Source organism: Sphingomonas paeninsulae (genome assembly GCF_003660165.1).
Classification (GTDB): Bacteria; Pseudomonadota; Alphaproteobacteria; order Sphingomonadales; family Sphingomonadaceae; genus Sphingomonas_O; species Sphingomonas_O paeninsulae.
Genome location: NZ_CP032829.1, coordinates 1 through 15550 on the forward strand (window position 1 = coordinate 1; position 15550 = coordinate 15550).

Genomic DNA, 15550 nt, shown 5'->3' on the forward strand with positions numbered 1-15550 from the left:
GTGGCGTGGTCCCGGCCAGTCGTAAGCTACGGGACGCCAAACTTAACGCACAGCACACTAAGAGACACCAACACCATCGCTACCAAGATTAAGTTCACGTCGCCCTTCGGGTCGGCGCAATACCCGCATATCTCCAGCCCTGACACCAAGGGGAAATATGCGGACAACAAGTGGAAGACCAAGCTCGTCTGTCAGATGAGTGAAGCTCCAGTTCAGGCGTTCATCAAGACCGTAGACGAAGCAGCTATCGCTATCCACGGCAAGTCCGGTGAGAAGATGTATAAGCCTTACGTCATCGATGAGGATGCCGGGACAGTTACCTTCATCTTCAAGACTACCTTCGCTCCTGCCATCTTCGATGCCGCAGGTAACGAAGCCAAGGGCGTACAGGTCGGCAACGGCTCGGTACTCCGGGTCATGGGTAGTCTCGTAGAGTTCGAGAAGGGTATCTCCGCTCAGATCAATCAGGTGCAGATCAAGGAGCTTAACGGCTTCGGGACTTGTGGCTTTGATGCTGTCGAAGGTTATGCTTTCGACCCTAGCGATATCCGTGATGAACCCGCCTTCAGAAGAGGATGGCTCAGCCGGTAATGCCGCAGCCTTGGACATCTAAGAGGTCGCAACGTCAGTCATCCGGTAAAGGCCCCAAGTTAGAGAACGGTTATCGTTCGGGCTTGGAGAAACGTATGGCTGACGACCTTAAGTCTCGTGGAGTTACCTTCGAGTACGAGACGCTTAAAGTCTCCTACGAGGTTCCTTCGAGGCAAGCTAAATACACACCTGACTTCATCCTTCCCAACGGTATTATTATCGAAGGGAAGGGTCTCTTTGCTACCGAAGATAGACAGAAGCATCTCCTCGTAAAAGCTCAGCACCCTGAGTTGGACATTCGCTTCGTCTTCTCTCGGTCAACATCTCCGCTCTACAAGGGAAGCCCTACGACCTACGCCGCTTGGTGTACGAAACAGGGCTTCCAGTTTGCCGACAAGCTCATCCCGAGTGCGTGGCTATTGGAACCACCAAAATGAAATACACTGAAACAGTGGTCGCCATCTCGGCGCTCCCTAAGAACCTGTACGACTCTACTACTCAGGCAGACGAAGATTTCGAAGTGCAGGCAGCAGCCCTCGCATACAAGGACACTGAGACAGGAGCTAACCTGACGTTCTCTTTCAGTCCTGAGGACGATGAGATTGAGATCGAAGCGGATGGTCCTTTCATCGGTGTCTTCTCGGCTCGTGAGTTCCTCGCGATTGCAGTTGCTCTCGGTCTCTACACGGTATGATCCAATCGATCGATAGTATCCTTGCTGCCACGGTTGCGACCGAAGGTGGTTACGTCAACAACCCAAACGATAAAGGTGGAGAGACCAACTTCGGTGTCACGGTAGCCGTAGCGCGAGCTAACGGTTTCGCTGGTGACATGAAGACGATGACCAAGGCTCAGGCACTGGAGATCTATCGGTCGATCTACTTCATCAAGCCCGGTTGGGGCTTCGTCATGAGTGTCTCGGTTGGTATCGCCACTGAATGCTACGACACTGGCGTCAACATGGGTCCCAAGGTCGCTGCGGTATTCCTCCAGCGCACCCTCAATGTCCTGAACCGTCAAGGTAAGGACTACGCTGACATCAAGGTCGATGGTGCCGTAGGTCCAGCCACTACGAACGCTCTCCGGGCGCTCATCGCTAAGCGAGGGCACGATGGGGAGTCCGTCGTACTTAAAGCACTCAACTGCCTACAGGGCGCTCGGTACATCGAGTTGGCTGAGGGTCGTCAGGCTAACGAAGACTTCTGCTACGGTTGGCTCTCCAATCGCGTGGAGCTGCCTCGTGCCTAGGGTCAAGACACTCAGCGAACTCAAGATACTCCTTGAAGAACTACTAACTGAGCAACTGCTGATCGAACAGGACATCGATAAGGTTTCAAACCTGATCTTCCGCTTCAATCCTTTGCTACAACAGAAAGCAAAACCTTAATGAACCAGAACGACATCATCCTGAACCATCTAAAGCGCACAGGGCGCATCACGCAACGTCAGGCCATCATGGACTATTCGGTCCAGAGCCTCACGAAGCGTATCTCTGAACTGCGTGACTTCGGCCATAACATCGTGACGATCATCAAGAACCATCCGGTGACCAAGCAGCGTTACGCTGAGTTCAACTACCATCCTCCGGTCGCAAGCCGTCAGGTCCGACGTAACGCTCGTCTGACACCACATCTCGCTCTCGCCTGATGGGCTGGCCTCCGCCTTTCGACATCGAGAGCCAGCAAGAGGAGGACAAGATCGTCAACCTCATGTTGCTCCTCATAGCAGCGATGATCGTGTGGCCAATCGGTCAACTGCTCATCCAGCTCGCCGCATCCTGACACCTAGGAAATATATCATTTTGATTAACATTAAGCTCATCGCAGCGAAGGTCATCGCTTGGTTCGATAAGGACCTCGACGCTCTCATCAAGGCTTTCGTTAAGCTGGAAGCATCTCTCGATACTTTGGTCGCTAAGAAGGTCATCGAACTGGAAGCTACCAAAGCCTCAGCGGAACACTTCGCCCTTAAGCTCATCACGGATAACGCAGCACTCGACCGAGTGTATCGCATCTCTCATCGTATCTCGGAGATTACCAAATGAACACGCCAGCACAGCGACCTATTTGTGGTTATAGCACCTGCACACTACCAGAATGTAAAGCCATACGTTGCAGCTCCAGAAGCGTTTGACTGGAGTAACCCTACGGAGCTGGTTAGCGGTTCGTACCGTGTAAAAGACATCATCCGTATGGGGGCTACAGAGGTTGTTGTCCGTCTCGATGGCGCCTCGGGAGGAACCCGGTATTTCCGTAAACTAGACGGTACTCACGTCCTCGGTAAGATATGTAGGCTCGTGCGCAAGCCTAAGGCCTTCGATTGGTCGAACCCGACGGAACTCGTAAGTCCGCTATATGGTCGTGTTACCCACGTCACTACCGACCATCCGTATAACAAAATGGGTGCCTACTACACAAATGATGCAGCGATCACACGTGTGACCTTTGATACTGGTAAATCATGGTACTACGTTACGAAGACAGGTATCTACTCAGGCAATACGGACACTCTGGTACGCAAGCCTCTCCCAGTTGCCGCGTCTAAGGAGTTCTTCGTGGTGTGGCGAGATGGAGGCAACAGCCCCAAGTATCGCCACGCGACATACGCACTTGCAGTGACTGAGGCCCAGCGTCTCAGTAAGGTGAACCCCGGCGCTGTCTTCACGGTGCTTAAGTCGGTTAGCGCCGTAACGACCCCTCGTCCTCCAAAGCCTCCAGTAATGGAAACGCAGACGACTACCTACGCCTAAACCCTACACTATCGGGGAGTGTCCTTTAATCGGGATGCTCCCCAAAGGAATAACTTGAACACTGATGACCACGAAGACAGCTCATTTATCGGGCACGAGCCATGCTCCGCATGTGGTTCGCGAGACAACCTCAGCCGCTACACTGACGGGCATGGATATTGCCACGGATGTAAGCACTATGAACATGGTGACACTCCTTCTGAATATGGCTCTCGACAATCTGAATACCAATCCGGGGGTCAAGCTCTTGGTCAAGGAGGCTTTACGCCTGCTGACTACGAAATCTCCGCCATTCCCAAGCGCGGCCTTACCGCCACCACCTGCCGCTTCTGGTCGTATGGAGTTGGGACATTTGGTAGCGGTGGCGCTCACTTCGCCAACTACTTCACAGACGACCGCACACTAATAGCTCAGAAGGTACGGACGCCAGACAAGGACTTCCCGGTCCTCAAGGCTTCCGGCTCTAAGTTACCACTCTACGGCCAATGGCTCTGGAAGAACGATAGGCGCTCCCTCGTCATAACAGAAGGGGAACTGGACGCCCTCAGCGTCTCACAGGCGCAGGACAACAAGTACCCTGTGGTCTCGCTCCCTTTGGGCCCACAGCGCCCTCAAGAGCATCAAGGATCATTACGAGTGGATCTGTTCATTCGATAAGATCGTCCTGATGTTCGACATGGACAACGCAGGGCAGGAAGCTGCCGTAGCGTGTGCTGAAGTCCTCCCAGTCGGCAAGACGTTCATCGCTGAACTGGAGGGCTACAAGGATGCCAACGAGGCGCTAGCTGACGGGAAACCATCCGCGATCATCTCAGCCTTTTGGGGCGCTAAGCCTTATCAGCCTGACGGTATCTACACGCTCGGAGATATCAAAGAGGAAGTCCTCAAGGATGTGGTGCCGGGTCGCCCTTGGTTCCTAAAGACCATGACGACCTTGACCTATGGTCGCAGGGACGGGGAGGTCTACTATTTCGGTGCAGGGACAGGCGTCGGTAAGACCGATTTCTTCACGCAGCAGATCGAATACGATGTCAACATTTTGGACGTTAAGGTCGGCTGTATCTACCTTGAGATGCCTCCTGCTGAAACAGGTAAGAGGATCGCAGGGAAGGCCGCTGGTAAGCTGTTCCATATCCCTGACGGGACTTGGACACAGGAAGAACTGCTAGAGACCTACGAGCAATTGGAGCGCACAGGTAACCTCTATCTCGGAGGTAACTTTGCATCAGCCTCGTGGGATCAGATCAAGGTCCGCATCCGGTACATGGTGCATGGTCTCGGTATCAAGCATCTGTATCTCGACCACCTAACGGCTCTCGCTGACCCTACCAAGGAGCGAGAGAGCTTGGAGATTATCACGAAGGAGCTGGCGTTGCTGGCTCAGGAACTCAAGATCGTCATCCATGTCATAAGCCATCTGGCGACACCTGACGGGCAAACCTCACGAGGAAGGCGGTCGCGTAATGCTCCGTCACTTCAAGGGTAGCCGATCGATCGGCTTTTGGGCGCACTACGCCTTTGGTCTCGAAAGAAACCCTCAGGCTGAGGACGAACTAGAGGCCCAGCAGACAACCCTTCGCTGCCTCAAGGATCGCTACACCGGACGAGCTACAGGTAAGACCATCACCCTAGGGTACGATGTTCCGACCGGCATCATCTCCGAGTGTCAACCGTACTCAAGCTCTTGTCCTCCTATCGACGTGGGGTCCCTCGACATTTAACTGAAAGCTACACTATTGAGTAATGTACTCGATCCAAAAGACCCTGTGTCTGTCCTCAAGGACATTCGCAGCAAGACCGATGCAATCGGCGCCCTGACAGCCATGCGCGACGAGGGTAAGTTTACCACAGTCCTAGCGGCTATCGGCCTCCAGTCGATCCTGAGGGAACGCAAGTCACTTCAAGCTGCAATCCGCCCGTGCTCGTGAGTGGGTAAACGCTACGTAAGCGACCTTGAGACCAACGGCTTCCTTGAAGCTGTCACCACCATCCACTGTGCGGTCCTCAAGGACATCGATACTGGAGTCTCCCGAGGCTTCCAGAACCATGAGTTAGGTGAGTACCTACAGCTTCTTCAAGAGGCTGAACTGGTCGTTGGTCACAACTGGATCAAGTATGACCACGAGGTACTCAAGAAGCTCTACCCTGCGATTGAACTGAGGACAGATAACGTAATCGATACGTTGATCCTCGGTCGTCTCATTCACTCTGACATCAAGCAGACCGACTTCATCCGTAACAGGTTGTGGAAGGAACACATCAAGGCGGTAGCGGACTGGGAAGCCGGCCACACATGGGTCGATAATGAAGGCGTCGAGCAGCCTCTGCTTGATGTCCCGCCATACCCTCACGACGCACCTTTAGAGTTCCCCGGCCAGATGGTTGGGCGGCACTCTCTCGAAGCATGGGGTTACCGAATGGGCCTCCATAAAGGGGACTATTCCGCAGACATGAAGGCCAAGGGTCTCGATCCTTGGGTCTCATGGAACCCTGAGATGCATGAGTACATGATGCAGGACGGGGAGGTCACTTGTGAACTCTTCAACAAGCTCATGGCTCATAACCCTGACCCTAGGTCGGTACGTCTTGAGATGCGGATCGCTTGGCTGTGCGCTCAGATCGAACGCAACGGCTTCCCCTTCGATGTACCAGCGGCCTCACGTCTTTACGGTGTCCTGTCCGATGAACGTGAGGCTCTACGCCGCGATCTGATCGGCTTGTTCCCTAATTGGCAGGTACGTCTCCCTGACTTCATCCCTGCTCGTAACAACAAGACGCAGGGTTACATCAAGGGCATTCCGGTCGAGAGGTACAAGGACTTCGAGTTCAACCCCGGCTCTCGCGCTCACATCTCTAACCGCTTGATATTCAAGTACCAGTGGAAGCCTACGGTCTTCACCCAGGAATTGTTTACCGACCCGAGACAGGGGAGAAGGTACAGCCCGGAAGCCCGCAGATCGATGACGATATTCTCTCATCGCTTCCTTACCCTGAAGCCAAACGCCTCGCCCGGTTCTTCCTCTTAGACAAACGCATCTCGCAGTTGGCTACTGGAAAACAGGCGTGGCTCAAAGTCCAACGAGAAGGAAAAATCCATGCAATCTACACCACGAACGGTGCGAACACTGGACGGGCCACGCACTCTAAGCCGAACATATCTGGCGTTCCAAGGGTATCGAGTGAGTTCGGGAGGGAATGTCGAGCTTTGTTCTACGCTCCCGCAGGCTGGAAGCAGCTTGGGGCAGACCAAAGCGGCCTAGAGCTTCGATGCCTAGCGTCGGATATGTCAGTGTTCGACGGGGGAGCTTACGCTCTCATCGTCACTACAGGCGACGTACATACGCTCAACATGGAAGCCGCAGGGTTATCCACTAGAGACCAAGCTAAAACTTCATCTATGCATTTCTATACGGAGCCGGAGACGAGAAGATCGGAGCGATTGCCAAGGGTACTAAAGCCCTCGGTAGGAAGCTCAAAGCCTCCTTCCTAGAGAAGACCCCGCTCTCAATAAGCTCATCAAGTTCGTCAAGAACGCCGCGTCTCGTGGCTGGATCAAAGGTCTCGATGGGCGCAAGATGAACATCCGATCACCTCACGCTGCCCTCAATACTCGCCTCCAGAATGCTGGTGCAGTCATATGTAAACAGTGGGGCGTAGATTGGGACGATGCCTTGAAGGCCCTAGGTCTCAAGCACGGATGGGATGGAGATTATGTCTTCATGTCATGGTCTCACGACGAGTACCAATTAGCCGTCCGCGATGATCCTGAACTCCTCCAACTCGTTGCCCGTTTGGGGTAGAGACCGGACGGAACGCAGGTGCGGATTACAACTTTCACTGCCCCTTGGACGTAGAGTTCAAGATAGGGGACAACTGGTCAGAATGTCACTAGAATGAACCATCAACAAACTAAGTATGCTCTCGCTAGGGCAGGTACCTTGCTGCGCGATAAGCAGACTAAACTACGTGCGGATTATCAGGCCAAGGTCGTGACGATTTCCGCGAAATAAGCTCGCGGCCATGCGCAACGGCTTCATCTCGTTTACGAATATCAGTTCGGACACTGGCTCGCACAATTGGCATCGGCACGTGATGTTCACCGAGGAGGTCGCCTTCGACACTAAAGCCTTCGATAAGGACTACGAGGCTCTCAAGGTAGCTCACTCCAATCTTGAGGAAACTCTCATCCTTGGTGATAGCTCAGAAGCCATCGAGCTGCTGAAAGCCTTTGAGGCTCTCTAGTCTCAGGTGACAAACCTCTCAGCCCTCCAACACGCCTTCCTAACCGGAGGCTTCACAACCTCGTCTACCTTCGCCCGCACTAACGCCATCATGGTCGCCGCAATGGCTTCTATGAGACTCCTCACGACCCTCCAGCCTAACGGCGACTATGGGAACAAGTGGAGGCTCACGGCGGCGGGTGTCGATAGGCTAAATCAAGGACATTATTATTCATGATAGTCACAGACGCATGGGTCGCTGTTGTTGCCCTTATCTGTTCGCCTTCGTCACCTTCACGTACATCACAAACCGAAAAATGGAGGACATTATTATTCCTGACGATAACTCCGCATTCATCTCAATCGCGGAGCTGTATAGCCAGCTATGTGTCGATAGCGATATTCTAGCTCGTCTCGAAGCTGCTGGTGTCGATAACTGGGAAGGCTACCCCTGTATCGATGAGGAAGACGATGAGGACGACGCAGAGGACTGATGGGACGCCCGTATCTCCTCCTGACCTTACGAGGCTGGAAGGACCAAATGATCGCCATGAAGTTCAAGGACGAGGCCGATCAAGCAGACACCTTGCTACAATATACGCTCGACCTAGGCATCCACTGGGAGCCTGCTATCCCTCTCGTACAAGAGCTTGTCGCCAAGTGTGAAGGCGCTGTGCGGGGCGGATGGTCGCACCAGAGGGACCGAAAACCTCAGCTTCGATTGACAGATCAGCGTGTAATAAAGAACCCTCTAAGGAAAACCTAATCACTCAACTACTAATCGACGGCGACTTGTTTCTCTTTAAAGCCGTCGCTGCCGCTGAATACGAAGCAGACTGGGGCGATGGTATTTTCGTAGCCTCAACGAACGTCAAGCAGGCTCAAGACATGGTGATATCCATGATCGACTCTGTGAAAACAGCCCTTAATTCCGATGACATCGTTATCGTCCTGAGCGGCTCAAAGAACTTCCGCTACACAGTTGACCCTTCGTACAAATCGAACCGTAAGAGCCGCAAGCCTTTAGGTTACAAAGCGTTAACCACTTGGATTTACGAGACGTATCCCGGAAAGGTTATCTCTCAGGATATTCTTGAGGCTGACGACTACCTAGGTATTCTTGCGACCAAGCCCGGAGCGATAGATCGGATAATTGTGTCCGACGATAAAGACCTCAAGACCATACCCGGACGTTTATTCCGCATGAGTGAACTGTCTACTATTGACGAAGATCAGGCAGACAGATACTGGTGGTCTCAAGTCCTAACTGGTGATGCAACGGACGGCTATAAAGGCTGTCCCGGTGTTGGTCCCGTGAAGGCGGAAGCCATTCTCTCCAAACCGGGGGATCGTTGGGAGAATGTTCGGCAGGCTTACCTCAAAGCTGGCCTGACCACAGAAGATGCTGTCCTACAGGCACGACTCGCCCGTATTCTACACTTCGATGACTGGGACACAGCCACCAAGTCGGTGCGCCTGTGGGCGCCCCAGTCCGCTTAATTCAACGGGGAAAATGTAAATGTTAGCTTTAGTACCAACTCAGTCGCCCACGATTACAAGCCCTGAGGTCATCCTCGCCGGGTATACCGATGGTTTTGACCTCACGATGGTCGATACAGGTAACAGTGAAGCCCTCACGATCCGACAGATTGATGACGCAGGATGCACCCATACGATAGTCCTCTCACCTAGCATGGTGGTCGAGGCTGTAAAACTTATGCTCCAATGGGATATCGAATGGAAACCAAAACCCTAACGGGGGGGTCCTCGTCCTACTATCGCCTCCTGATCGACAAACCAACGTCAGGGGGCGAACCCTACGAAACCGAATGCAACGACTGCATCGAAGCCCTCCGCATGACATATGCTGAAGGGAACGCTTTCAAGGCCATCTGGCGCATAGCCGCAGGTCGCCTCGGAACCGGGAAACCCGGCACCACCGCTCTCTATGACGCTGAAAAGATTGTCTTCTTTGGTGAGCGTCTGGTTGCCGAGCACACTCTCTTACAAAACTTTCACCCTTAACTGAGAACTAATTGTCCTTCAAATCTAACAGTAACCCAATGTTTCGCTCTCAGTTTAGTGAGAGCATATTTAACCAGAAGTACCGACACCAAGGCGCAGAGACATACGCTAAGCTGTGTGACACTTTAGTCCATGAAGTATGTGACGAGCTAATGTCTCGTGATGAGATCACTACACTTAAGCAACTCATGGTTGAACTTAAGGTCATCCCAGCAGGACGCTACCTTTACTACGCAGGGCGTCCTAACCCATTCTACAACAACTGCTACCTGCTCAAGGCTGAGGAGGACACCGCGAAGATTGGGCTAAGCTGTCGTGGAAGGCTGAAAGCTGTCTGATGACCGGAGGCGGCATAGGTTACGATCTGTCAGCATACCGTCCCTCAGGTGCCCCAATCTCTCGCACAGGTGGTCTCGCTTCAGGGCCGATCCCTAAGATGATGATGCTCAACGAGATTGGGCGCAACGTCATGCAAGGTGGCTCACGTCGCAGCGCTATGTATGCCTCGCTCAACTGGCAGCATGGAGACGCTCAGCAGTTTCTGAAGGTCAAGGATTGGGATAACTATCCGGTTCCCGGAACGAACCTCACGCTCAAGGACCTGAAAGCCCTCGACTTCAACTGGCCGTGTCCTCTCGACATGACCAACATCAGTCTGAACTATGACGACGCTTGGCTCGATAAGTCGGATCGTCACCTTGACCCGACCTTCGTTACCAACGTGCGGCAGGCTCTCAAGTCCGCAGAGCCGGGTTTCAGCTTTAATTTCAGAGACAAACAAAATGAAACCCTACGCAACGCTTGCACGGAAGTCACTTCGGAAGACGATAGCGACGTTTGCAATCTCGGCTCACTTAATCTTGGCGCATCGAGAATATCATGGAGCTTATCACCGCTACTGAGCTTGCTACCAAGTTCCTCATATGCGGCACCCTCCGAGCAAAGGTACCTTACAACAAAGTCGCGGAAGTACGGGAAAAGAACCGTCGCCTAGGCTTGGGTATCATGGGTCTTCACGAGTGGCTCATCAAGAAAGGCTACAAGTATTCAGTTCCCCCGAGCTTAAGAACTGGCTAGCGGCTTACCGTGATGTCAGCGATTACCACAGCATCCAATTTGCTGATAAGATGTCCATTTCGAGACCTGTCGCCAATAGAGCAATCGCTCCTACAGGAACTATTGGTATACTTGCAGGGACAACTACGGGTATCGAACCCCTCTTTGCTGTGGCTTACAAGCGCCGTTACCTCAAAGGAGGATCGGACTGGAACTACCAGTACGTCGTAGACGGCACAGCTCAGGAGATGATCGACAACTACGGGGCCAATCCCGAGGACATCGAGAGCGCAATCGATCTGGCATCAGAGCCTGAGCGGCGTATCGCACTACAAGCTGACGTACAGGATTACGTAGATATGGCGATCAGCTCCACCATCAACCTCCCCGCATGGGATCGGAACTAAATAATGAAGACACAGTGTCCAGCTTCGCAGCTACACTTTCCCTTTATGCCCCAAGGCTGCGCGGGTTCACCGCTTATCCTGACGGTGCTAGAGGAGGCCAACCGCTCACCCCGGTTCCATATGCCAAAGCTATGGTGAACCTTGGGGACGAGTTCCAAGAGACCGTAGTCGAGACGCATGATGTCTGTGATATCAGCGGCAAGGGCGGAAGCTGTGGGGTTTAATCCTTATGCGGAACTCAAGGACGTAATCAACGATCTTGAATACCTGAGGCTAAATGTTTTGGAAGCTCAGGATGATAATACTAAGCCTTACCAGCGCATCTGTATCAATGATGTGGACCCTTGGTTAATCAAGGTAGCAATTGAGTACCTATCGCAACTGCAGGCCCTAAGAGACTAAAACAAATACAAACTAAACGCAGAGCCGTGGTTCATTCCGCTGGCTCTGTGTTTTTCATAGGTGATCGTTTTGCTGCACCTTTTCCTCGAAAGCGGCTCAGCATCAACAAAAATTCGTGATGGGAATGCTGGACCTTTTCGGCTTACCGCCATTTGTCAGGAATATGTATACACGCTTCGTACATACGGGCGCGTGGGTATGCACGCCCACGGACACGCGCAGGCGTCACGCATCATGCGCCGTGCGCGAGCGCTCACGCGCGTCTTACGGAACCTATGATAGCGGATTGTCGGCAGATAGGACCGTCAACAATGGCAAACAGTCGTCAGGATGGATTCTAAGCTACCGTAGGGCGCGTAGGGCAGGCCGGGAGCTACCCCTATGGCTTAGAGCCTCCATATGGTGCCCTACGGTCCCTTAAAACCGATTGTTTGGTTCCAATCTCTATCGGACAAGGAAAAGGCCCCATCGCGTTAGCGACAGAGCCTTTAGGTATCTCCAGTGTTCTTGCCTCAGTCTGGGATCATACGTCCGATCACAACCGCAACGATTATGAAGATTATGAACCAGACCGGCACGAACATTCTTAGCAGTCCCTATTAAACGCCCAGTCATGGGCAGCGAGCAATAGGGCGATAGGTAGCAGGATAATCACAAAGATACAGGACATCAGGACTATAGAGATTATGCGGGCGATATCGTCATCCTTCATGTCTGACAGCCCAGATCAAATACAGCGTTAGCCGCAGCACCCATTGAAGCCCCGCGATATACCGGCTCAGGTCTCCCAAGGAGGAAACCTAACCAGAGATCACCAAAAGGCGAGACGTACCCGACCACAAGGTTAGCGACCGTTACAGGCCGACGCGAGCGGCTCAATTGCTCGCCTCCGAAACGTCATCCTCCGGGTAACCGATGCCTATGCTCTCCATAAAATCCATAGCCGTTATTCCGACATCTTGAAGGATCGTCGCGGCTACCGAAGGAAACTCGCGGCACAAGGTTGTTAGCCTGTCATCCTCAGCGCCAAAGTAATCGTCCGCTGCATCGATAGCTTGCTTAGACGCCTTGTCCTTGCGAGCTAGCTCATCCTCACGCCATGAAGATATCCGACCCATGCCCCTGCCATATGACTTAGGAAGATCGTAATCGTAGTCACCGTCTGCATATGCATCAGCACCCCGATACACACCACCAGCGCCCTTAGGCCACCCGAAGCCGTCCCAACCGCTTCCGTAGCCGTAGTCTTGAACCGTAGGGTCTCGCTCTATCTTAAGCCCCGAGAAGTCAGCCCGGATCATAGCGCAGCGCAGTGACCACAGATAACCTACATCTAGAGTCTCGTTCGGACCATGTTCCGAGCGATAGCCTATCGACACATTGCAGCACTCAGCGATGTAATCGAAGTAGGAATAGCTATCCGTATAGCTCCCTGTGTCATCATGAACGAGAGAGACTTTACCGTCTGACGCCCGCTTAAGTGACCCTAGGAAACTATCAGCGAATGCATCGCTAATACCACGCTGACCCATTTGGTGAGTGATGAGGTTATCCGTCCCCTTACGATCAAACGCTATGCAGGCGTCAAACCCGGCGAGACGCTTGCTATCGTTGCGTTCCACCCACGTAGAGCCGAGCCGCCCAACCTCCTCAGCACGGTGGAAAACGTAAGAGCCAGGAACACGCGCCCGGATCATTTCGCGCATAAGCCAAAGCCCCGCGCCATCGTCCGCACCTAGGCAGCGCCCCGGCTTCTTTTGAACCAACCCTAGCGTTTGGTTATCCGCCTTGAACTCGACATCTTGACGACCGCCAACAGAATGCATTGTGTCAGTGTGACAGGAGAACAGGATGCTAGGCGACGTTGCGACATCCCGCGCCCCTTCGTTCGTCACCGGGTCAATTGTCACCCAAATGTTACCGAACCCATCGACACGATAAACATCGGCCAGTGCTTGCAGGTCAGCAACATAGAGCCGCACAAAGTCAGCCTCCGCTTGCGTTTTGTCCGGCCGCATCCACGACAGGATAGAAAGCAATTCACCTGTCCCGTTATGCATAGCTTCCAGATCACCGGCAGACATTGGGAACACAGGCGGCACGTACTTAGGGCGAGGAACCGCAGGGACCGAAACAAGCTGATGCTCCTTGCGCTTCTTATTGTAGCGATATGTGTTCATGTCTGTGACCTTGTATTGGGCGGACGCTGGCATCGTGCGCGTGAGGTGCTGGAGAGCCGGAGCGAGCGGGGTGGCAGCATAGGTCATGCCGCAGCCTCCAGATCAGCGAGCGAGAAGGTAGTGGAGGTGTTCCACCCGACAACCTCAGGTGAGGGAGTATCCACTATAGTGTCGGATCGAACCCAAGGAACTGGGGGAGACGTGACCTCTAAACGTGAAGCAGCGCGATTAGCTATCGCCTCAGAAGACGATCTATTTTCGCTGTCACAGGCGGTACACGGCCTTTCGTTACAATCAGAGAACAATACTCCCTCGCGCGTAAACATCTGGCGCATAGTCAGGACAGTATGTGCTTCTACATACAATACAGGCCGAGCAACCCCAGTCTCGATAGCTACAGTATCTAGGTGAGTATCGTGGCAATCCTCGCAACGCTGGCAATCATCCGTTGCTGAAGATAGCGCATCATCACAGCGGATCGTATCGTCGCAATCTTCACACGATAACGTATCGCCATATGGTGCGTACCTACCATCACTAAGGCACGCCATGTCATCGCGGCAGCTATTGCAAGCCTGTGTCTCATATCGATTACCGTAGACTTGGATGCTTTCGCATGATGACTGACTAACGCTCTCGTTACATTCACCGCACGTCATGAACGAGTCACTGTAGCACTCATTGCAATACAGCTCATCATCATGTGACCGCATATTATCCTCAGGATACGTTACATCACACGACCAACAGGCAGCTTGAGGTCCAATGGTTCCTACACCGTTTTGATTTGAAGCATTGAACTCACCACCGATATAGAAGCCAACATCAGGATCACCACCGAACGTATGACTATCGTTACTATCGATATACGGCATCACGTATTGATTATCACGACCCCGTATAGGGATCACAGCCAGCTTAGCCCCAGCTAACCAATCGCGGCACTCTGTGTACCCAGCGATGCGCAATGCTTTGGACAGAAGCGAACCCTTGCCCGACACAGCGTATATGCGACCATAGGTCAGCTTCGCGGGCCAAACCAATGTACGACCAAGGATATTGCCTGTGTCATTCTCTATGTAAGCTAGCGCTAAGTCACCGCCCTCAGCGTATACCCGAACAGGATGCACACCTCGCGTATCGAAGTGACCGTTATCGTAACCCATGCACGATCCAGCGTTAGATGAATTATAACCTACTCGCTTGTAGATACCGATCATCTCATCAGCGGTTGAGGTTACCCTTAGATCGAGAGAAACACCACTCACTAAGTCAGAGAATGCAGACCGAGAGGCTGGGGTCATCTCCGGGTTACTCGCCCCTGAAACCTGCTTACTGATATCCGGACACGTGCCTGACCAGAAGCGCTTAAGGTACTCATCGACGCCGAGCACCTTCTGAACGTCATCTAATCCTTTCGCTTCGCTTTCAGTGAACGCAATCTTGCGGCTGTCACTTTTAGCGATATGTGCAAAGTGATCCTGCCAGCCGTAGTACGTCTCAACTGAGCTATCGGAGTTATCGAACCACGGCACCGGCTTATAGTGCCCCGAGGCGAAGCGTTCTAACTCACGCGCCCGCCAGTCAACGATAGGTGCGGTAGGGTCTGCCACAGCACCAGCGACCCGGACGACAGCTAGCGCAGACCCCGGAGACATGATGACCTGCTCCATAGTGCTTAGATCGATAATAAAACCACGCTCCTTGCACACAGCGACCAGTTCAGCCGCCTCCGCACCAGTCGCGCAAGTCTGCATGACCCGCCAGTCAGCCTTAGGCGTACCTGTCATCCCTAAGCGGATATCGAAGGTAGCAGGTGATGAGTTAGCTTTAGCGTTAGTCATAATATTATAGACCTTCCACGATGATAGAATGTTCAGACGCAAAGAGACGAGATACCCGAGCATGAGCGCTAGCCAA

Annotated in this window: 20 protein-coding genes; 18 read left to right on the top strand and 2 right to left on the bottom strand. The window is 53.0% G+C overall.

Features of this window, described 5'->3' with window-relative positions:
• The first annotated feature begins 195 nt into the window (after positions 1-195).
• From D3Y57_RS05370 to D3Y57_RS05455, 18 genes are all read left to right on the top strand, one after another.
• Positions 196-591: a hypothetical protein gene (locus tag D3Y57_RS05370; RefSeq protein WP_162986984.1), complete on the top strand. Its 396-nt coding sequence runs from the start codon at positions 196-198 to the stop codon at positions 589-591.
• On the top strand, positions 591-1028 hold the full coding sequence (locus tag D3Y57_RS05375) for an endodeoxyribonuclease (RefSeq protein ID WP_121152137.1): 438 nt from the start codon (positions 591-593) through the stop codon (positions 1026-1028). The genes D3Y57_RS05370 and D3Y57_RS05375 overlap by 1 nt, the downstream gene beginning before the upstream one ends.
• Entirely contained in the window at positions 1025-1285 is a 261-nt protein-coding gene (locus tag D3Y57_RS05380) for a hypothetical protein (protein WP_121152138.1), read from the top strand. Before D3Y57_RS05375 ends, D3Y57_RS05380 begins: the two co-directional genes overlap by 4 nt.
• Positions 1282-1839, top strand: coding sequence for a glycoside hydrolase family 108 protein (locus tag D3Y57_RS05385; protein ID WP_121152139.1), 558 nt, complete (start codon positions 1282-1284; stop codon positions 1837-1839). Before D3Y57_RS05380 ends, D3Y57_RS05385 begins: the two co-directional genes overlap by 4 nt.
• Positions 1840-1977: 138 nt before the next feature.
• Entirely contained in the window at positions 1978-2238 is a 261-nt protein-coding gene (locus tag D3Y57_RS05390) for a helix-turn-helix domain-containing protein (RefSeq protein ID WP_121152140.1), read from the top strand.
• Positions 2239-2392: 154 nt separating this feature from the next.
• Complete coding sequence (locus D3Y57_RS05395) at positions 2393-2635, top strand: hypothetical protein (RefSeq protein ID WP_121152141.1); 243 nt, start codon at positions 2393-2395, stop codon at positions 2633-2635.
• A gap of 723 nt (positions 2636-3358) precedes the next feature.
• Positions 3359-3997, top strand: a complete 639-nt coding sequence (locus D3Y57_RS21545; RefSeq protein ID WP_430739021.1) for a hypothetical protein — start codon at positions 3359-3361, stop codon at positions 3995-3997.
• Positions 3960-4826, top strand: coding sequence for a DnaB-like helicase C-terminal domain-containing protein (locus D3Y57_RS20375; RefSeq protein WP_277873363.1), 867 nt, complete (start codon positions 3960-3962; stop codon positions 4824-4826). The genes D3Y57_RS21545 and D3Y57_RS20375 overlap by 38 nt, the downstream gene beginning before the upstream one ends.
• Positions 4827-5076: 250 nt before the next feature.
• Positions 5077-5268, top strand: a complete 192-nt coding sequence (locus tag D3Y57_RS20060; RefSeq protein ID WP_162986985.1) for a hypothetical protein — start codon at positions 5077-5079, stop codon at positions 5266-5268.
• On the top strand, positions 5269-6366 hold the full coding sequence (locus D3Y57_RS20770) for a DNA polymerase family A protein (RefSeq protein ID WP_239025946.1): 1098 nt from the start codon (positions 5269-5271) through the stop codon (positions 6364-6366). It begins immediately after the preceding gene.
• The gene (locus D3Y57_RS21550) at positions 6309-6830 is read left to right on the top strand and encodes a DNA polymerase (protein ID WP_430739054.1); all 522 of its coding nucleotides are present in this window, start codon (positions 6309-6311) and stop codon (positions 6828-6830) included. Before D3Y57_RS20770 ends, D3Y57_RS21550 begins: the two co-directional genes overlap by 58 nt.
• A gap of 530 nt (positions 6831-7360) precedes the next feature.
• Positions 7361-7582: a hypothetical protein gene (locus tag D3Y57_RS05415; RefSeq protein WP_121152144.1), complete on the top strand. Its 222-nt coding sequence runs from the start codon at positions 7361-7363 to the stop codon at positions 7580-7582.
• A gap of 295 nt (positions 7583-7877) precedes the next feature.
• Entirely contained in the window at positions 7878-8054 is a 177-nt protein-coding gene (locus D3Y57_RS05420) for a hypothetical protein (protein ID WP_162986987.1), read from the top strand.
• A 190-nt stretch (positions 8055-8244) separates the two neighbouring features.
• The gene (locus D3Y57_RS05425) at positions 8245-9060 is read left to right on the top strand and encodes a T7 exonuclease (RefSeq protein WP_121152146.1); all 816 of its coding nucleotides are present in this window, start codon (positions 8245-8247) and stop codon (positions 9058-9060) included.
• A 237-nt stretch (positions 9061-9297) separates the two neighbouring features.
• A complete protein-coding gene (locus D3Y57_RS05435; protein WP_121152148.1) occupies positions 9298-9585 on the top strand; it encodes a hypothetical protein in 288 nt (95 codons plus the stop codon).
• A 337-nt stretch (positions 9586-9922) separates the two neighbouring features.
• Positions 9923-10579, top strand: a complete 657-nt coding sequence (locus D3Y57_RS05445) for a glycyl radical enzyme family protein (protein WP_121152150.1) — start codon at positions 9923-9925, stop codon at positions 10577-10579.
• Entirely contained in the window at positions 10507-10662 is a 156-nt protein-coding gene (locus D3Y57_RS21555; protein ID WP_430739055.1) for a hypothetical protein, read from the top strand. Before D3Y57_RS05445 ends, D3Y57_RS21555 begins: the two co-directional genes overlap by 73 nt.
• A complete protein-coding gene (locus D3Y57_RS05455; protein ID WP_121152151.1) occupies positions 10605-11048 on the top strand; it encodes a hypothetical protein in 444 nt (147 codons plus the stop codon). Before D3Y57_RS21555 ends, D3Y57_RS05455 begins: the two co-directional genes overlap by 58 nt.
• A gap of 1277 nt (positions 11049-12325) precedes the next feature.
• Here the strand turns inward: D3Y57_RS05455 and D3Y57_RS05465 are convergent.
• On the bottom strand, positions 12326-13717 hold the full coding sequence (locus D3Y57_RS05465; protein ID WP_121152153.1) for a hypothetical protein: 1392 nt from the start codon (positions 13715-13717) through the stop codon (positions 12326-12328).
• Positions 13714-15474 carry a hypothetical protein gene (locus D3Y57_RS05470; RefSeq protein WP_162986988.1) on the bottom strand — a complete coding sequence of 587 codons (1761 nt, stop codon included), beginning with the start codon at positions 15472-15474 and terminating at the stop codon, positions 13714-13716. Before D3Y57_RS05470 ends, D3Y57_RS05465 begins: the two co-directional genes overlap by 4 nt.
• Positions 15475-15550: the final 76 nt, after the last annotated feature.